The 18,176-nt window shown below is 61.9% G+C and carries 22 protein-coding genes; 12 read left to right on the top strand and 10 right to left on the bottom strand.

From position 1 onward, the window contains the following. Positions 1-10: 10 nt before the first annotated feature. The 5 genes from QTL95_RS19920 to QTL95_RS19900 all read left to right on the top strand — a co-directional run bounded on the left by QTL95_RS19920 (position 11) and on the right by QTL95_RS19900 (position 4,071). Positions 11-664 carry an HAD-IA family hydrolase gene (locus tag QTL95_RS19920; RefSeq protein ID WP_289721656.1) on the top strand — a complete coding sequence of 218 codons (654 nt, stop codon included), beginning with the start codon at positions 11-13 and terminating at the stop codon, positions 662-664. A gap of 9 nt (positions 665-673) precedes the next feature. Further along, positions 674-1,459, top strand: a complete 786-nt coding sequence (locus QTL95_RS19915; protein ID WP_289721655.1) for an ATP12 family chaperone protein — start codon at positions 674-676, stop codon at positions 1,457-1,459. Positions 1,460-1,529: 70 nt separating this feature from the next. Continuing rightward, positions 1,530-1,988: a hypothetical protein gene (locus QTL95_RS19910; RefSeq protein WP_289721654.1), complete on the top strand. Its 459-nt coding sequence runs from the start codon at positions 1,530-1,532 to the stop codon at positions 1,986-1,988. A 32-nt stretch (positions 1,989-2,020) separates the two neighbouring features. Further along, positions 2,021-3,553 carry an acyl-CoA carboxylase subunit beta gene (locus QTL95_RS19905; RefSeq protein WP_289721653.1) on the top strand — a complete coding sequence of 511 codons (1,533 nt, stop codon included), beginning with the start codon at positions 2,021-2,023 and terminating at the stop codon, positions 3,551-3,553. Between the two features lie 125 nt (positions 3,554-3,678). After that, positions 3,679-4,071 carry a DoxX family protein gene (locus QTL95_RS19900; RefSeq protein ID WP_289721652.1) on the top strand — a complete coding sequence of 131 codons (393 nt, stop codon included), beginning with the start codon at positions 3,679-3,681 and terminating at the stop codon, positions 4,069-4,071. A 79-nt stretch (positions 4,072-4,150) separates the two neighbouring features. On the opposite strand, the gene fghA is transcribed toward QTL95_RS19900, so the two are convergent. The 9 genes from fghA to QTL95_RS19855 all read right to left on the bottom strand — a co-directional run bounded on the left by fghA (position 4,151) and on the right by QTL95_RS19855 (position 13,349). Next, positions 4,151-4,984: an S-formylglutathione hydrolase gene (gene fghA / locus QTL95_RS19895; RefSeq protein WP_289721651.1), complete on the bottom strand. Its 834-nt coding sequence runs from the start codon at positions 4,982-4,984 to the stop codon at positions 4,151-4,153. Between the two features lies 1 nt (position 4,985). Next, complete coding sequence (locus QTL95_RS19890; RefSeq protein WP_289721650.1) at positions 4,986-5,453, bottom strand: YaiI/YqxD family protein; 468 nt, start codon at positions 5,451-5,453, stop codon at positions 4,986-4,988. Positions 5,454-5,626: 173 nt separating this feature from the next. Beyond that, on the bottom strand, positions 5,627-6,205 hold the full coding sequence (gfa, locus tag QTL95_RS19885; protein WP_289721649.1) for an S-(hydroxymethyl)glutathione synthase: 579 nt from the start codon (positions 6,203-6,205) through the stop codon (positions 5,627-5,629). Positions 6,206-6,427: 222 nt separating this feature from the next. Continuing rightward, positions 6,428-6,892 (bottom strand): GNAT family N-acetyltransferase, encoded by a 465-nt coding sequence (locus QTL95_RS19880; RefSeq protein ID WP_289721648.1) that lies wholly within the window; start codon positions 6,890-6,892, stop codon positions 6,428-6,430. Then, positions 6,889-8,016 carry an S-(hydroxymethyl)glutathione dehydrogenase/class III alcohol dehydrogenase gene (locus QTL95_RS19875; RefSeq protein WP_112534344.1) on the bottom strand — a complete coding sequence of 376 codons (1,128 nt, stop codon included), beginning with the start codon at positions 8,014-8,016 and terminating at the stop codon, positions 6,889-6,891. The genes QTL95_RS19880 and QTL95_RS19875 overlap by 4 nt, the downstream gene beginning before the upstream one ends. A gap of 132 nt (positions 8,017-8,148) precedes the next feature. Beyond that, positions 8,149-9,414: a hypothetical protein gene (locus tag QTL95_RS19870; protein ID WP_289721647.1), complete on the bottom strand. Its 1,266-nt coding sequence runs from the start codon at positions 9,412-9,414 to the stop codon at positions 8,149-8,151. Between the two features lie 92 nt (positions 9,415-9,506). Next, entirely contained in the window at positions 9,507-11,516 is a 2,010-nt protein-coding gene (locus QTL95_RS19865; protein WP_289721646.1) for an acetyl-CoA carboxylase biotin carboxylase subunit, read from the bottom strand. A 101-nt stretch (positions 11,517-11,617) separates the two neighbouring features. Beyond that, positions 11,618-12,325 carry a hypothetical protein gene (locus tag QTL95_RS19860; protein ID WP_289721645.1) on the bottom strand — a complete coding sequence of 236 codons (708 nt, stop codon included), beginning with the start codon at positions 12,323-12,325 and terminating at the stop codon, positions 11,618-11,620. A gap of 97 nt (positions 12,326-12,422) precedes the next feature. Then, complete coding sequence (locus QTL95_RS19855; protein WP_289721644.1) at positions 12,423-13,349, bottom strand: DMT family transporter; 927 nt, start codon at positions 13,347-13,349, stop codon at positions 12,423-12,425. 176 nt (positions 13,350-13,525) lie between these two features. Here QTL95_RS19855 and greA point away from each other — a divergent pair, with 176 nt between their 5' ends. From greA to QTL95_RS19820, 7 genes are all read left to right on the top strand, one after another. Then, the gene (gene greA, locus QTL95_RS19850) at positions 13,526-14,008 is read left to right on the top strand and encodes a transcription elongation factor GreA (RefSeq protein ID WP_289722417.1); all 483 of its coding nucleotides are present in this window, start codon (positions 13,526-13,528) and stop codon (positions 14,006-14,008) included. 98 nt (positions 14,009-14,106) lie between these two features. Beyond that, the gene (locus tag QTL95_RS19845; RefSeq protein WP_289721643.1) at positions 14,107-14,568 is read left to right on the top strand and encodes a MarR family winged helix-turn-helix transcriptional regulator; all 462 of its coding nucleotides are present in this window, start codon (positions 14,107-14,109) and stop codon (positions 14,566-14,568) included. A 43-nt stretch (positions 14,569-14,611) separates the two neighbouring features. Next, positions 14,612-15,013 carry a DUF1398 family protein gene (locus QTL95_RS19840; protein WP_289721642.1) on the top strand — a complete coding sequence of 134 codons (402 nt, stop codon included), beginning with the start codon at positions 14,612-14,614 and terminating at the stop codon, positions 15,011-15,013. A 356-nt stretch (positions 15,014-15,369) separates the two neighbouring features. Further along, positions 15,370-15,984: a BA14K family protein gene (locus QTL95_RS19835; RefSeq protein ID WP_289721641.1), complete on the top strand. Its 615-nt coding sequence runs from the start codon at positions 15,370-15,372 to the stop codon at positions 15,982-15,984. A gap of 139 nt (positions 15,985-16,123) precedes the next feature. Further along, complete coding sequence (locus QTL95_RS19830) at positions 16,124-16,513, top strand: hypothetical protein (RefSeq protein WP_289721640.1); 390 nt, start codon at positions 16,124-16,126, stop codon at positions 16,511-16,513. A gap of 78 nt (positions 16,514-16,591) precedes the next feature. Continuing rightward, positions 16,592-16,825 (top strand): DUF2171 domain-containing protein, encoded by a 234-nt coding sequence (locus tag QTL95_RS19825; RefSeq protein ID WP_289721639.1) that lies wholly within the window; start codon positions 16,592-16,594, stop codon positions 16,823-16,825. A 46-nt stretch (positions 16,826-16,871) separates the two neighbouring features. After that, entirely contained in the window at positions 16,872-17,087 is a 216-nt protein-coding gene (locus QTL95_RS19820; protein WP_289721638.1) for a DUF2945 domain-containing protein, read from the top strand. 15 nt (positions 17,088-17,102) lie between these two features. On the opposite strand, the gene xth is transcribed toward QTL95_RS19820, so the two are convergent. Then, complete coding sequence (gene xth / locus QTL95_RS19815) at positions 17,103-17,900, bottom strand: exodeoxyribonuclease III (RefSeq protein ID WP_289722416.1); 798 nt, start codon at positions 17,898-17,900, stop codon at positions 17,103-17,105. Positions 17,901-18,176: the final 276 nt, after the last annotated feature.

Here is an 18,176-nt window from a genome sequence, read left to right as displayed (position 1 = left end):
GAAACTGGGAATGAAACTCGCTCTCTTCGATTGCGACGGCACACTGGTCGACAGCGCGGCTCTTATCCATGAGGTGATGGCGCGCACCTTCGTGCATTTCGGTTACGACCGACCGCCGCTCGAAAGCACCAAGTCGATCATCGGCCTGACGCTCGATATCGCCATTGCCCGCATGCAGGGCAAGCAGCATGTCGACGACGAAGCCATCGCGATGACGGCGCACTACAAGAAGATCTACATGGATGTTCGCAACGAGCCGGGCATGGACGTGCCGCTGTTCGACGGCATCAAGCCTGTCATCGCCGCACTTGCGGGCCGTGACGACATCCTGATCGGCGCGGTGACGGGCAAGTCGCGGCGCGGGCTCGTCAACATCCTCGAGACCCACGGCTTCACGCCCGACTTCATCGTGTCGCGGACGGCCGACGATTGCCCGTCGAAGCCGCATCCGGCGATGGTCACCGAGTGCTGCGACGAAACCGGCATGAATCCCGCCGACGCCATTGTCATCGGCGACGCGGTTTACGATATGCAGATGGCGAAGGCCGCAGGCGCCACGGCGATCGGCGTGTCTTGGGGCTATGCGTCGGTCGAGGATCTCGTCGGCGCCGGCGCCGATGCGATCGTCCACCATCCGGACGATATTCTGAGACATTTTTCCTGAGGTGACGCCATGCGCGATCTGCTGAACGACCTTTCCGAAGGACTGAGCCATCCCGATCCGATCCGCCGCGCGCAGATCCAGATGGCCAAGCCGCTGCCGAAGCGCTTCTACAAGGCGGTTTCCGTAGCCGGGCACGAGGACGGTTTCGCGATCGAGCTCGACGGCAAGGCTGTCAGGACGCCGGCGCGCAATGTTCTCGTCGTGCCGACGCGGGGACTGGCTGAGCTCGTTGCCCGTGAATGGGACGCGCAGGCGGAAGTGATCGATCCCGGCTTCATGCCGGTGACGCGTCTCGTCAACACCGCGATCGACGGCATTGCCGCCGACCCGCAGGCGGTGTTCGAGGACCTGCTGCGCTTTTCCGGCACCGACATGCTCTGCTATCGCGCCGACGGCCCGGAAGAGCTGGTGGCGCGCCAGGCCGAGCAATGGGATCCGGTGCTCGACTGGGCCGCCGACAAGCTCGGCGCGCGCTTCATCCTGGTCGAAGGCGTGATGCACCACGAACAGCCGAAAGAGGCGATAGCGGCCGTCTCGGCGACGCTGCGCCGGCACGACAGCGCCATGGCGCTGGCGGCGCTGCATGTCGTCACCGCGCTGACCGGTTCGGCCGTGCTGGCGCTTGCATTCGCCGAGGGCGAACTGCCGATGGAGACCGTCTGGGCGCTCGCGCATCTCGACGAGGACTGGACGATCGAGCATTGGGGAAGCGACGAGGAAGCCGAAGCGCGGCGGGCGCAGCGTTTCATCGATTTCCAGGCCGCGACGGACGTTTTTTCGGCACTAAAGACCTGAAACAGGTTGCTTTGGACCGGGATATGGGATGATCTGCGACTCTATTTGGGGTGGACGCGGATTTCTTGAAATGAATTGGCTCAAGTCGTGCTTTTGTCGGGTCGCGGTTATTTGCGTTGCCCTTACCTCATGCGCGATGTTCTCGTCCAAGCAGGAACCGTCTCCAATCTATGATGTTCGCAGCGCCGTGGTGCTGTCGAGCGTGAAGATGTCGCCGACGATCCTCAACGGCGTCGCCGATCGGTTGACCACCGCTATCAACGCGACCGTTCGCACCGAGGTCTATCCGCGCGTGGTACTGACGGTGCGCATTCTCTCGGTCGAGATGGGGCAGGGTTTCGACAAGAGCCGCAACGTCGCCAAGGTGCGCATCGATGCCGCGTCCGTCGACGACGGATCGGTGATCGCCGTCAGCTCCTTCGAGGTCACCAGCTTCTCCAAGACCGGCGCGGCCGATGAAATTCTCGCGGAAGACATCGCCGCGCGTATCCGCTCGGTGTTCTCGCTCAGCAACAGCCAGCGCGGCTGAACCAACCGCGTCTTTCGCGGTGAGGAGGATCGATGAAGGACATTCTCGAAGAACTCGAACGCCGCCGCGGTATAGCAAGGCTCGGAGGCGGAAAGGCGCGGATCGAAGCCCAGCACAAGCGCGGCAAGCTGACGGCGCGCGAGCGTATCGATCTCATTCTCGACGAAGGGTCTTTCGAGGAGTTCGACATGTTCGTCGAACACCGCTCGACCGATTTCGGCATGGAGAATAGCCGCATTGCAGGCGACGGCGTGGTGACGGGGTGGGGCACCGTGAACGGCCGCACGGTCTTCGTCTTCGCCAAGGACTTCACGGTGTTCGGCGGCTCGCTGTCCGAGGCGCATGCCGAGAAGATCATGAAGGTGCAGGACATGGCGCTGAAGAACCGGGCGCCGATCATCGGCATCTACGACGCCGGCGGCGCACGCATCCAGGAAGGCGTGGCGGCGCTCGGCGGCTATGCCGAGGTGTTCCAGCGCAACGTTTTGGCATCAGGCGTCATTCCGCAGATATCCGTCATCATGGGGCCGTGCGCGGGCGGCGACGTCTATTCGCCGGCGATGACTGATTTTATCTTCATGGTGCGCGATACCTCCTACATGTTCGTGACCGGGCCTGATGTGGTCAAGACGGTGACCAACGAGACGGTGACGGCGGAGGAGCTCGGCGGCGCTTCGGTGCACACGACGAAATCCTCCATCGCCGACGGCGCTTACGACAACGACGTCGAGGCGCTGCTGCAGGTGCGCCGGCTGATCGATCTGCTGCCGCAGTCGAACACGTCACCTTTGCCCGAGATCGAATGTTACCAGTCGGTGACCGATACGGATGCCTCGCTGGATACCCTGGTGCCCGCCAACGCCAACAAGCCTTACGACATCAAGGAACTGATCCTGAAGACGGCGGACGAGGGGGATTTCTTCGAGATTCAGGCGAGCTTTGCAAAGAACATCGTCTGCGGCTTCGGGCGGATCGAGGGTTCGACGGTCGGCTTCGTCGCCAACCAGCCGATGGTGCTGGCAGGCGTCCTCGACAGCGACGCATCACGCAAGGCGGCGCGCTTCGTACGCTTCTGCGACTGCTTCAACATTCCCGTCGTCACCTTCGTCGACGTGCCGGGCTTCCTGCCGGGGACGGCGCAGGAATATGGCGGGCTGATCAAGCACGGGGCGAAGCTGCTTTTCGCCTATGCCGAGGCGACCGTGCCGAAACTCACCGTCATCACCCGAAAGGCGTTCGGCGGCGCTTACGATGTCATGGCGTCGAAGCATCTGCGTGGGGATCTGAACTACGCCTGGCCGACCGCGCAGATCGCGGTCATGGGCGCCAAGGGCGCGGTCGAGATCATCTTCCGCAAGGATATTGCCGACCCGGAAAAGATCGCCGAACACACCAGAATGTACGAGGAGCGGTTCCTGTCTCCGTTCGTGGCGGCCGAGCGCGGCTATGTCGACGAGGTGATCATGCCGCACTCGACACGGCGGCGGCTGGCCCGCGGATTGAGGATGCTGCGCAACAAGGACCTCACCAATCCTTGGAAGAAACACGACAATATTCCCCTCTAAGATGAATAAGTCGTGGAAAATTGATGAAAATCAAGCGGATGTGATCGGAGTGCCCGATAACGTGACTTCTGTGTTTTCAACCGGATCGCTAACGCTCCTCTGTCTTATGACCTAAGGAGAGACTCATGCCCAGTTTCGAACGCCTTAACGCGTACCAGCCGTACGCCTTGGCCGCCCTCCGTATCATCACCGCGCTGCTCTTCATCGAGCACGGCACGATGAAGCTGTTTGCCTTCCCGATTCCTCAAGGCGATGGAGGCCCGCTTTCAACAATCGCCCTGATCGCCGCTCTGCTCGAAGTGATCGGCGGCATTGCAATCCTCGTCGGCTTCCTGACCCGTCCTGTCGCCTTCATCCTGTCTGGTGAAATGGCTGTTGCCTATTTTATGGCGCACAACCCGCGTGGCTTCTTCCCGGCTGTCAACGGCGGCGGCGAAGCGATTCTTTACTGCTTCATCTTCCTGTTCCTGGTCTTCGCAGGCGCAGGCGCCTTTGCGATCGACAAGCGGACCGCGTAGCCACTCGCAAGATATGAGCGTGTTCGGGACGGAACGCGCTGACCAATCGGCCCCTTCGGGGCCGATTGTGTTTTCAGGATCAGCCGAGGCGCTCGGCGTGCCACTTCAGGTGATCGTCCATGAAGGTCGAGATGAAGTAGTAGGAGTGGTCGTAGCGTTCGTGCATGCGCAGCGTCAGCTTGATGTCGGTGCCCTTGATCGCTTCTTCGAACAGCCAGGGGCGCAGCCCGTTCTCAAGGAAGCCGTCGGCCTTGCCCTGGTCGATCAGAAACTCGGGGAAGCGCGCGCCGTCCTTGACCAATGCGCAGGCGTCGTACTGGCGCCATGCGGCGCGGTCGGCGCCGAGATATTTTTCGAAGGCGGGGGCGGACCAGTCGGCGGTCGAAGGTTCGACGATCGGCGCGAAGGCCGAGCAGCTCTTGAAGCGGCCGGGGTTCTTCAGCGCGATGGTCATGGCGCCGTGGCCCCCCATGGAATGGCCGAAGATGCCTTGGCGGTCCATATCCATACGGAAGTGCGGGCTGACAAAGGCGGGCAGTTCCTCGGTGATGTAAGTGTACATCTGGTAGTTTTCGGCCCAGGGCTTTTCGGTGGCGTTCAGATAGAAGCCGGCACCCTTGCCCATCTGCCAGTTGGTCAGTTCATCCGGCACGTCGTTGCCGCGCGGGCTCACGTCGGGGCAGACGATGATCAGGCCGAGCTCGGCCGCCATTCGGCGATACTCGCCCTTTTCCATGACGTTGGCGTGGGTGCAGGTGAGGCCGGAGAGATACCAGAGAACGGGGCAGGGCTTTTCGATCGCCTGCGGGGGGACGAAGATCGCGAAGGTCATGTCGCACTTCAACGCCTCCGATGTGTGCGTGAAGACGCCCTGCATGCCGCCGAAGGTGGTCGCCTGGGATAGGATGTTCATTTTACTCTCCTGATGGTGGCGTGACGGCCTTGGCGCGCCGGCACAGCCGATCGAACGTTTCGAGAAAACGCGAGCGGTCTTTCGGGCCGAAGGCGGCGTTGTAGCCCTTGCTTTCGCCGGTTTCGCGTAAGTGCGCGCCGAGATCACGCATGGCGCTCGCCATGCCGATATTGGTGTCATCGAAGACGCGGCCGGTCGGGCCGGTGACCTGCGCGCCTGCCGCGACACAGCGCACCGCGAGCGGCACGTCGGCGGTGACCACGACGTCGCCGGGGCCGCAATGTTCGGCGATCCAGTTGTCGGCGGCGTCGAAGGCGTTGGAGACGATGACATTGTGCACCATCGGGTCGCGCGAAGGGCGCAGTCCGGAATTGGCGACGAAGGTCACTTCGATGCCGAGGCGTTCGGCGACCTTGAGGACCTCGGGCTTGACCGGGCAGGCGTCTGCGTCAACGTAGATGTGGTGCATGGGTGTTTGTCGGTGTCCTGTCGATGCGCTCGTACGATGGCTCCCGGTCCGCCGCGTGGCGGCGACGAGGGAGCGCGGGGGCTTGGTACCAAATATTTCAACCATTTGCGAGGGGAACCAGCGACGTCATCGTCCGATGACACCGCTGGCTTCATCGATCCTGAGCCGTATCCTCACGCCTCCTTCAACGTACCGGCCTTCTTCGCGGCGAAGGTCGCCAGTACGTCCATCAGCGTGGGGTTAAGGCAATCGTAGGGCGTCAGCCCGAGCTCGTTCAACCGACTGCGAACGCCGGCCATGGCCGAAGGGGGCGTCCCGCTCTCGATGATCGAGGAGACGAAGGCGGCGAAGGTCGGCTCGGGCCAGCCCGCTTCCTCAAAGCGTTCGGGGTGGACGAAGGACAGTCCCTTGAAGGCGTGGTCGCGCTCGACGGGTCCGTACATGTGGACGCCGCACTCCCTACAGGCGTGGCGCTGGATCAGCGCCTCCTTGTCGACGACGGCGAGCTTGTCTCCATTTTCGAGAACGGTGACGTTGTCGGTCGAGGCGACCGCGACCACCGAGAAGGCAGCTCCATTCGGCTTCCAGCACTTGGTGCAGCCGCAGGCATGGTTGTGCGCGACCGTACCCTTAACCGCGACCTTCACCGGACGGCTGGCGCAGGCACAGACAAGCGTGCCGCCACCGAAATTCGGCTGGCCTTTCTTGACCCCGCCATCGAGCGCGGGGTGGATCGATACTTGATGTGCCATGCTCAGCTTCTCCTCCTCAGCTGCCGATGGCTCCCAAATCAGGACCGATTTGTGAAAAAGCCGCCGGCCATTTCAAAGTCGTGCCGCATTGCGTGGTGGGTGTGTCTTGGCGCTCCCTGAGCCCTGTTGGGCAGGGTCGGATGCTGGATGCAAATCTAACAAACCGGCCTTGTGAAAACCAGCGAATCCGCATGGCGGGATTCGCTGGTTTGGGTCGTCAGGTCAGCGTACTGCCCTGATCATGTCGACGTGCGGAATGCCGTCCTCGAGATATTCCTCGGACGTCGTCTCGAAGCCGAAGCTGCCGTAAAAGCGGGAGAGGTGGCTTTGGGCGGAGAGGTAGATCGGGGCTTGCGGATAGCGTTCTTCGCAGACGGAAATCGCCTCGCGCATCACCGCTTCGCCGAGGCGTTTGCCGCGATGATCAGGAGAGACGACGACGCGGCCGATCTTGGCGGGCGCGTCTTGGTCTGCCGGTGCGAAGATTCGGGCCGCAGCGATCAGGTCGCCGTCCTGCAGCAGGCGCAGATGCAGGGCGTCCGCATCCTTGCCGTCGAGTTCGGGATAGGGGCAGTTCTGCTCGACGACGAAGACGTCGACGCGCATCTTCAGCAAAGCGTAGAGCTCGACGGCGGAGAGATCATCGAGCCTCCGCGCGTCGACCGTGTAGCTGGGCAAGATCGTCAATAGACCACCACGCCGCGGATCGATTCACCCTTGTGCATCAGGTCGAAGCCCTTGTTGATGTCCTCGAGCGGCATGGTGTGGGTGATCATCGGATCGATCTGGATCTTGCCTTCCATATACCAGTCGACGATCTTCGGCACGTCGGTGCGGCCGCGTGCGCCACCGAAGGCGGTGCCCATCCAGTTGCGGCCGGTGACCAGTTGGAACGGACGCGTGGAGATCTCCTGGCCGGCGCCGGCGACGCCGATGATGACGGACTTGCCCCAGCCGCGATGCGAGCTCTCCAGCGCCTGACGCATGACCTTGGTGTTGCCGGTGCAATCGAAGGTGTAGTCGGCGCCGCCGATCAGGTCGCCGTGGCGCTTCGTCATGTTGACCAGATAAGGCACGATGTCGTCGCCGACTTCCTTCGGGTTGACGAAGTGGGTCATACCGAACTTTTCGCCCCATTCCTTCCGGTCCGGGTTGATGTCGACGCCGATGATCATGTCGGCGCCGGCAAGGCGCAGGCCCTGCAACACGTTGAGGCCGATGCCGCCGAGGCCGAAGACGATCGCCGTGGAGCCGATCTCGACCTTGGCGGTGTTGATGACGGCGCCGATGCCCGTGGTCACGCCGCAGCCGATGTAGCAGACCTTGTCAAAGGGTGCGTCGGGGTTGATCTTGGCGAGCGCGATCTCCGGCAGAACGGTGAAGTTGGCGAAGGTCGAGCAGCCCATGTAGTGATGGATCTTGTCCTTGCCGATCGAGAAGCGGCTGGTGCCGTCAGGCATGACGCCCTGGCCCTGGGTCGAGCGGATCGAGGTGCAGAGGTTGGTCTTGCGCGACGTGCAGGAGTAGCATTCGCGGCATTCCGGCGTATAGAGCGGAATGACGTGGTCGCCCTTCTTCAGCGAGGTGACGCCCGGCCCGACGTCGACGACGATGCCGGCGCCTTCATGGCCGAGGATCGCCGGGAACAAGCCTTCCGGGTCGGCGCCCGACAGCGTGAAGTCGTCGGTGTGGCAGATACCGGTGGCCTTCACCTCGATCAGCACTTCGCCGGCCTTGGGGCCTTCGAGCTGCACGGTCATCACTTCGAGTGGTTTTCCTGCCTGTACGGCAACAGCGGCGCGAACGTCCATTGTAGTCTCCAATGCTGATTTGATCGGGCGGACTTTTGCACGCTGGCGAAGCCAGGCTCAAGGAAAAACGGATCTGAACGATGAAATTCATAGGCGAGCGTGCGGCCAACGCCGCTTACTGTGCGATTTGCGTCAGAACAGCTTTTCGGCTGCGAAAATAATGGCATAGCCGTGCATAGCGATGGCCGCATAGAGGCCGAAGGCAACCATCATGCGCTCTGGTTCGCTCATCTCGTCTAGCTTGCGGCGCGGTTTGACCGAGCCGGCGCCAATCAGGCTGACGATCGTGAAGACGAGCAGACCGGCGGTGAGGTAGCGCGCCGGTAAACCAATCTCGAAACCGACGCCGAGTATGCAGAAGGTGACGAAGAAGCTCGCAAGGATCTGCGACCTGCGCGTCCGGAATATCTGCCGCAGCACCTGCCCGCCGTCGAAGCGATGCATGGGCAGCAGGTTCAGAAGATTGAAGGCGCCGAGGATGAGCAGGAAGATCAGCACCGACTTTCCCGTCACCGGAAAAACGTCATGTTCCGTCAGCTGGTAGGCGAGAACGAGGATCGGGATCAGGAAGGCGGACATACCAGCACCCATCAATGCGCAGGTGGCGACCTCGAACAGCGAACGATAGGGCCGGCCGCCGATCGCGATTCCGCCGAGCAGCGGCACGAAGATCATCCTCACGGAGGCGTGGCCGAACATGCGGTAGGCTGCCATGTGCCCGAGCTCGTGGAGAACGATGACGAGCGTCAGGAAGATCGACAGCATCAATCCCTGCATGGTGAACCCGAGAAAAGGCCAGAGCAGCAGCGTCGACAGGACGGCGAGAGCGGCCTGCACCAGCGGATGTTCGAAATAGCCTTGTGGCTGCGAATGGCCGGTTTTCAGCCATCCGTCCAGCGACTTCAGTTCGCGTCTGAGCGCGAAGTAGCGGAACAGAAGGAAGGCGAGGCCGCGATAGCGGTCGGTCTGGGCGATCTCCAGTTCTGCGCCGTCGGGCGTTGGTCGCACGATGCGTCGCTCGCGATAGTCGGACCAGAAGGATGGGTCCAGCGTGCTGTCCTCGATGATACGGGACTGGAAGCCGTGGGCGTTGGCGGCGACCGATGCCAGCGGCTCCAGCGCCAGCAGGCGGCGAATGGGGGCACCATCCTTGTCCAGTTGCTTATAGGTCTGTTCTACGATGCCGTTGCGGTTGGCGACCGCCTTGCTCGATATCACTCCGTGGTGCCAGCTCGCGGCTACACCGACCGGATCCATGGCGCTCCAGAGCGTTTCGGGCGCGCAGCGGTAGGTGCGGCTTAGCTGGATGGTTCGGCTTCCGAGCGGCGCGCGCATCATCAACCAGAGCAGGCCGAGATTGATCGATAGCAGCAGGATCGTCGATTGCAGGACTGTCATATGCCTATTCCGTCGATGCCGACGGAAACAATCTAGCAAGCGGCCGTTAACAAAGCGCGGCGCGGCGGCTGCTTGGCCTGTGCCGTTTCGGGTCAAGCGAATTCCATGATGACGGCATCGACGGCGAGGCTCTCGCCAGCCTTGGCGTTGATCTTGCCGACGACGAGATCGCGTTCGGCGCGCAGCACGTTCTCCATCTTCATCGCCTCGACCACGGCGAGCGTCTCGCCGGCCTTCACCTCCTGACCCTCGGCAACCGCGATCGAGACCACAAGACCGGGCATCGGGCAGAGCAGGAGCTTGGACGTATCCGGCGGCAGCTTCACCGGCATCAGCCTGTCGAGCTCGGCGTGGCGGGGGATGAAGACCTTGGCCAGGACGGAAAGACCCTGCCAGTCGATCCTCATGCCGTTCAGGATCGGGCGGATCTGCGCGACGACTGCTTGCCGTGCGACCTTGCCGCGCCAGACGGCATCGCCGGGTCTCCAGTCGGTGACGACATTGGCGAGCGAACCCGCGATCTCGATATCCATGTCGAAGGGTATGGTCTGGTGGCCATCGGCGAGGCTGGCCGGGACGTAGTCATCGCCGAGCTTTACCGTCCAGTCGCGGCGCAGGCCGCCGGTCGGCGCCCGCAACCGGTCGCTGAAGCGTTCGCGGCGCCCGGCTTCGATCAACGATGCAGAGAGCGCCACGGCGGCAAGGACCGCCTGCTGCGTGGCGTCGGGCGCAACGGGCGCGAAACCTTCGGGATACTCCTCGGCGATGAAGCCCGTGGACAGGCGACCGTCGCGCCAGCGCGGATGTTTCATCAGCGCGGTCAGGAAGGGAACGTTGTGCTCGATGCCATCAACCACGAAGCCGTCCAGAGCTTCGCCCATCGCCTCGATCGCCTCGGCGCGTGTCGGCGCCCATGTGCAGAGCTTTGCGATCATCGGGTCGTAGTACATCGAGATCTCGGCGCCCTCGAAGACGCCGGTGTCGTTGCGGATCACCGCGTTGCCGACCTTTCCTTCCGTCGGCGGGCGGTAGCGCGTCAGGCGGCCGATCGAGGGCAGGAAGTTGCGGTAGGGGTCTTCGGCATAGATGCGGCTTTCGACCGCCCAGCCATCGAGCCGGATATCGGATTGGGTGAAGGGCAGCTTTTCGCCGGCCGCCACGCGGATCATCTGCTCGACGAGGTCGATGCCGGTGACGAGTTCGGTCACTGGGTGCTCGACCTGCAGACGGGTATTCATTTCGAGGAAATAGAAGTTGCGATCACGATCGACGATGAACTCGACCGTGCCGGCGCTTTGGTAATCGACGGCTTTCGCAAGCGCCACGGATTGGGCGCCCATGGCGGCGCGGGTGGCTTCGTCGAGGAAGGGCGAGGGCGCCTCTTCGGCGACCTTCTGGTTGCGGCGCTGAATCGAGCATTCGCGCTCGCCGAGATAGACGACGTTTCCATGCGCGTCGGCGAGAACCTGGATCTCGATATGGCGGGGATCGACGACGTATTTCTCGATGAAGACGCGGTCGTCGCCGAACGAACTCCTGGCCTCTGAACGGGCACGGTCGAAGCCGTCGCGCCCCTCATCCCTGGTCCAGGCGATGCGCATGCCCTTGCCGCCGCCGCCAGCGGACGCCTTGATCATGACGGGATAGCCGATCTCGGCCGCTATCGTCTCGGCCTGTTCGGCATTATCGATGACGCCGAGATGGCCGGGGACAGTGGAGACTTTCGCGGCGCTGGCAAATTTCTTCGATTCGATCTTGTCACCCATGGCCTCGATCGCCTTGGGCTTGGGACCGATGAAGACAATGCCCTCCTTCTCCAGCGCCTCGCAGAAGGAGGCGCGCTCGGAAAGGAAGCCGTAGCCGGGGTGGACGGCCTCGGCGCCCGTCTGCTTGCAAGCGGCGATGATCTTCTCGGCGACGAGATAGCTTTCCGCGGCCGGCGCCGGGCCAATGTGGACGGCCTCGTCGGCCATCTCCACGTGGAGCGCGTCCCTGTCGGCATCCGAATAGACCGCGACGGTGGCGATGCCCATGCGGCGCGCCGTCTTGATGACGCGGCAAGCGATCTCGCCGCGGTTCGCGATCAGGATTTTCTTGAACATGGAGACTCCCACCCGTGACATGCGATCAAAGTTTTACGCATAAACGGGTGGGGAAACAATCGGGTAGGCCGGGCCGGGAGAAACCGCGGAATGCCAAGGTATCAGGCGACGGCATGCCCAGTCTCGGCGGTGTCTTCTACGATCCTCAGCCAGCGGCTGCGGCGCGGGGCATGGGCGAATTCGACCAGCCGTACAGCCGACAAGATCTGGGCCCAACGCGGATGATTGGCCGCCGGGTCCGTCGCCTCGGCAAGCCGCATCACGACATCGTAACTCACCCGCGACAGGCTGATGACGCCGCCGTCGGAGACGCCACGCAGCACGCGCATGACGAAATCGATATCCTGGCGGGTGATGCCAGCCCGGTCGGTAGCGCGCGACAGCTTATAGCCGCCGATACTTTCGCAAAGCGCCAGCCGAAGCTGGTCAAGCGCGAAGCCGCGCAGCTCGTCCGGCACGAAGGCTGCCATCTCGATGACATGCAGGACCAGCTCGAGCTCAAGCGCCGAGTTGATCACGCCATCGGTCGAGACCACTCGCATCAGCCAGGTTGTATTGACGTCGTCGAGCGAGCCTTGCGGGTAGCTATAATCGACGATGAATCCGGCGAGCTGCTCCACGAAGAAAGCATTCCACTCCGGACATTTTTCAGGACAGGAATTGTTGAGCGCGAGCATCGTGACCACGTCGTCGGCGGTTCGGATTCCATCCGGGAACGTATGCTTGCGCAGCAGGCCGATATCTTCCACGGCCAGCCGATGCTTTGCGGCAATGACACATGCCGGAAAAGCGAGGCGGAATTCGCTCATCTTTTATCTCCAGACCTCATCATGAGGCCTGAAATGCTTTTACTGCCAGCGAATTGAAGATGCCTCAACAAGTGCAGTTAACACCCTGTTCATCGGGTCACGGCGTTTCTAACGATCGGGCCTGGACCCGTTCACGCCAGATGATGAATAAGCCTGATGCGACGATGATGGCGATGCCCAGCCATTTGGATGGAGTGGGGAAGTCGCCGAAGAGTGCATAGCCGAGGATGGTGGCGGATATGATCTCGAAATACTGGAACGGCGCGAGGAGTGACAAAGGCGCCATGCGGAAGGCCTGCACGACGATCATGTGCACGTAGCCGGAGAGCGAGCCGAGAATGAGGAGCAGGACGAGGCCGAGAAGCGAGGTGGGCAGCGACACCTCGAAATCCGGAATGGCGAGGCCGTTGCCGACGAGGAGGGCGCCTGACATGAAGAGCGTTCCACCGACGCCCGCCATGGTCTGCATGGTGAGAGGGGTGTCGGCCTCGCCGATCGCCCGGTTCATGAAGAGGTAGAGCGAGAACAGGAAGGCGCAGAAGACGGGAAGCAGCGCCTTGGCGCCGAAGATCTCGTAGCTCGGCTGGATGACGATCATCGCGCCGCCGAAGCCGACGACGATCGCCGCCCAGCGCCGCCAGCCGACCTTGTCGCCGAGAAACAACGCGGAAAGACCGGCCAGCATGAAGGGCTCGACGAAGTAGATGGCGAAGACATCGGCGAGCGGCATGTATTTGACCGCGGCGAAGAACAGCAGCGAGGCGGCGCCGTGCAGCGCGCCGCGCAGTAGGTTCATCCAGGGCCGCTTGGCCGACAGCGCGCCTTTGCCGAAGATGATCAGCAGCACCGGAACGGTGCAGACCAGCTGGAAAAAAAAGCGGTAGAAGGTGACCTGCGCCGGCGACATGGCCTCGAATGTCGCCATATATTTGGCGATCGCATCCATGGCGGGCAGGACCATCATGCAGCCGGCCATGAGAGCCATGCCCTGCAGTGGGTTGTGAAATTGTGAAGGCTGGGACATGGCGGGAAAACTTCTGCTTGGGGGTGCAACCGCTATAGCGAAAAGCCACATGTACGGGAAGGGGCGGTCGAATGGATAAGCGATCGCGCATGGTTGGCGGTTCGGCTGGCCCGGGTGTATGAAGGTCGGATGACACGATGCGGTGCACACGCATCGAAATCGCATGGAGTATGAGTTTGGCCGTAGCCTTCACCAAGGAAGAGAGTTTCGAGACGGCGTCGGAGACGCTGTTGCCCGACCGTCCGATTTCGCCGCATCCCAACCTGGTGACCGAGGCGGGCCTGAAGGCACTCGAGGATCAGCTGCGGGAAGCGCGCGCGGCCTATGAGGTGGCGAACACCATCGACGACGTCAATGAGCGCAGACGCCAGTCGGCCAGCCCGCTGCGCGACGCGCGCTACCTGACGGCCCGCCTGCGCACCGCGCAGCTGGTACCGCCGCCCGAGACGAACGAAGTGGTCGCCTTTGGCAGCACGGTGACCTTCAGCCGTGACGACAGGCGGGTACAGACCTACCGGATCGTCGGGGAGGACGAGGCCGACCCGAAGAGCGGAACGATCTCCTTCGTCTCGCCGGTGGCGCGCTCGCTCATGGGCAAGGGCGTCGGCGATGTCGGTGGCGCGGGCGAACAAGAGCTGGAAATCGTCGCGATCCGCTAGGAGCTTTGCCCAACACGGCATCGCATCAATGTCACACGAATTTAGTTGACTAGGAAACAACATCATGGTAGTTTCCTAGTCAACAAGTTGGAGCAGGAATGGCGAACCGCAAAACGACTTCGGCGCTCGACGAACATCTGGGTTACTGGCTGCGAATGGTTTCGAACCACGTCTCGAACGGTTTCGCCCGCAAGCTCGAGGGGCACGGCGCGACTGTGGCGGAATGGGTATTGTTGCGCGAACTCTTCGATGTGGAGGCGCTTGCGCCGAGCCGGCTTGCCGAGCGCATGGGCATGACGCGTGGCGCGATCAGCAAGCTTGCGGACAGGCTGACGGAAAAAAAGCTCGTCGCGCGGGCCGATGATCCTGATGACCAGCGGGCACATCGCCTCAGCCTGACCGTAGCGGGAAGGGAATTGGTGCCTGAACTGGCTGCGCTGGCGGACGAGAACGATGCGTCGTTTTTCGCAGACCTGACGGCTCTTGAGCGCGCAAATATCGAGGCGATCCTGAGGAAGATCGTGGTGCGACGCGGGCTGAAAGACATTCCGGTCAGCTGATCGTCGTCCGGACAATCTGACATAGCAAAGGAAGGAGAGCGCCATGGACGCGCAACGGAGAACGATTGCCGAAAATTGCATGCGGGCATCCTATGAAGCGACGATGGATTTTCCCGATATTATCAGCACGTTGGTTGGCGCCGGTTTCGAAGGCTATCACGTCGACTACAGGAGCGGTACGACTGCGTACTATCATGGCGAAGGCGACAGCATTGTTGTCGACAATATCAAGACGGAAGGTGCGGTCGGCACGCGCTTTCTGCCATCCGCCGTCGAGGCAAATGTGCGACAAGCCCAAGCGCATGCGGATGGGTATAGCTACCGCGGTTTTTGCGAGAACGTGAAAGCTGCCGGATGCGCAGGCTATCTCGTCTCTTTCTCGGGCAGGCGGGTGGTCTATTATGGTCGCAACGGCGAGTGCCACATCGAGCATTTTCCGAAATAGCGTCCGAGCACGGACCCTAGCTAGATGATGTGTGACAGGATGAGGCCGAGCACGAACATCAATGCGACACCTGCAAGCAAGGACCAGAGGATTTCTTTCGCCGGCGCATCGAGTTCCACGCGTGGCATTAGGCGCCGTGTCCGCGGTGTGGGCAGTCTATGCCTTGGATAGAAGTGACGTGCCATCGGGTTCTCCTCGGCCGATAACGCCCAATGTTGACGACTGTTCCCGCGGCAACCGGTCGCGGTTCGCTCTCGTTTTACCGCGCCCGCACATCGGGCCCACATCGGATTGAACCCTTTCGCGGCTTCAGGCGTTTAGCCGCCGGAGAGGTTCAACAACCGTGGCGGGACGACATGAAGACCATTGCATCGATCACATTCGGGATAGCTAGCGCCGTGGGTGCCTGTATTGCCGCGGCGTCGGTCGCCTCCATCGTTGTCGCCGACGCACCATCGCAGCGGTTGACCAGCATTTCGGGTCCCGACCTCTGGACAGCGACGCCGGTGAAGATCGATCGTTCGGCGCAGACGTTCGAACGGCTGCCGCCCGTGCTATCGAGCTATGCGGTCAACGCGCCAGCTTCCCCTCTGCACCCGGAACGGGCGTTGGCTAACGCCACTTCGACCTCCACAGCCATCTCTGCGCCGCAGACGGCATTTTCCAGCGACCACATGACCTGGTGCGCCGGCCAGTACCGATCCTATGATCCGGCCACGAACAGCTACCGTTCGTTCAGCGGCGAAACCCGTAGCTGCGTGTCGCCATTCGACGGTGCGGAGCCGGTCGCCAACGCCGCGGTGTCCGAGCCTTCGGTCGCGCCGTCTTCGGTCGATGCTGCGATGGCATCATGGTGCTCAGCGCGATACAAATCCTATCGGGCGGAAGACAATAGCTACCAGCCGTATGATGGACCAAGAAGGGTCTGCGAGGGGCCGCGCGCCGGCGATCAGGTCGCCTCCCGCCTTTAGACAGGCCGCGCCGCCTTGTCATCGACTCATGCTAGATCGACATGGCCCTCGATGTATCGGTCTCGCCAAGGGAGCACCAATGTTTCAAACACCTTCGAATTTGAAAATCCTACGTGAATCCCTTTCGGATCATTTGGATATGTCCGAATATTTTCTGGGCATACATGCATTCTTTGACGGCGAGGTCATCTTCGCTCGCGATGTCGTTCAGCTGAATTTGGAACTGCCGCCGTTTCCCGTCGATTTCGAGAGTGTGTGGGTCTGGATGCGCGAACAGCTTGGCGGTTCGCCGCAGCAGCAGACGTTCGTCTATGAGTTGGCGTTCGGTGTCGAGGACGAGGAAGATCCGGCGATGGAACGTCTGGTGGAGATAACGCTAGAGGCGCCGTTGACCGTATGGATGATCGATCTCGCCCATCAGGACACGCCCAGGGAAGGCCGGCGGTTCGTGATCGTGACCGTTCCGGACAAGAAGCGGGCCAACGAATTTCGCGAGACCTATCACGGTAAGGAAGTCGCGCTCGCCTAGCCGGCGCGTGATGGGCCTCGGTTGGGAACCATCGACCGCACGCGACGTTTGACAAAGGCATCTTTCAAGGAGGAAACGATGATCTCTGCACAACAGGTTCGCGAACATATGGAAGTAATCGCTTCCGATGGCACGCATATCGGTACCGTCGATCACATGGAAGAATCGTCACGCATCAAGCTCACCAAAGGCGATTCCGAGGACGGCAAGCACCACCTCATTCCGCTCGACTGGGTAGATCATGTCGATGCGCATGTGCACCTGACGAAAAACGCCGCCGATGTCCACAGCCAGTGGTCGACGATGAACTGAATGACAGGAGCCGCCACGCGCGGCTCCTTCTCTTTGGAGACGCACGATGGGCGAAGAGCTCAAACAGGGCGACAAGGTTTCCTGGAACACCAGTCAGGGCAGGACCGAGGGCAAGATCGTGCGCAAGCAGACCACGCCGACGAAGATCAAGAGCCATGTGGTGAAGGCTTCGAAGGACAATCCCGAATATATCGTCGAGAGCGAAAAATCGGGGAAGCGGGCGGCGCACAAGCCTGAAGAGCTGAAGAAAACCGGACGGTGACATGCGCGCCGCCTTTCAAGGCTCTCCGACAATTCGGTCCGGAATATCGAGTTCGATCATGACAGGCGCGTGGTCGCTGGTGTGCTCCCATCCCCTCGGCGTCCGGCAGACGGCAGCCTTGCGAAGCCACGGCGCCGCCATGGGCGACAGCAGGATATGGTCGATGCGCAGGCCCGCGTCACGCTCGAACGAATTCCGCCAGTATTTCCAGAAGGTATAAATCCGCTCATCCGGATGCAGGTGGCGGATCGCGTCGGTCCAGCCCTGGTCGACGAGGCTCGCATAGGCCTTGCGCACCTCCGGTCGAAAGAGCGCGTCATCGCGCCAGCGTTCGGGTTTGTAGACGTCGAGATCGGTGGGCATGACATTGAAATCACCGGCGAGAAGGACGGGAATGTCGAGATCGAGCAGTTCGGCGGCGTAGGAGTCAAGCCGGCGGAACCATTCGAGCTTTCCCTTGAACTTCGGACCCGGCGCGGGATTGCCGTTCGGCAGATAGAGGCATCCGATGAGCAGGCCGTCGATCGCCGCCTCGATATAGCGGCTGCCGGCGGCGTCGGTATCGCCGGGAAGCCCCTTGCGCGTGCGCAACGGTTGCCTGTCGCGGGCGAGGATGGCGACACCGTTCCATGACTTCTGCCCGTGCCAGATGGCGCCATAACCGGCGCGCTCGATCTCCTTTTTCGGAAAGTTGTCGTCCGCAGCCTTCAGTTCCTGAAGACACACGACATCCGGCTTATCCATCTTCAGCCAGCGCAGCAAAACCTCCAGCCGGCCGTTGATGCCGTTCACGTTATAGGTCGCGATCTTCACCTGCTTCCCCTCCGGGCGAGGCGGTGCCGGACAGGTGGGGCGCTCGTCTGCCGTTTCGTTGGCCATGACGGGAAACCGGAAAAACCGCCATGTTCACCATCCCTGTCGCGTCCGGTTGACACGGTCCGCTCTCGATAGGGGAATGAGCATGCCCCGGAAATGTTCCTCGCGGTTCCGGCTGATCACCAATCGTCGCGGGGACGCTGTTATTGACTGCGCTCAATGCCCCCCGCGATGACATCGGTTAGATTTCCCGGCGCAAATCCATCCTTTCGA

The organism is Rhizobium sp. S152, assembly GCF_030380735.1.
Classification (GTDB): Bacteria; Pseudomonadota; Alphaproteobacteria; order Rhizobiales; family Rhizobiaceae; genus Rhizobium.
This window is presented reverse-complemented; position numbering and strand designations above follow the sequence as displayed.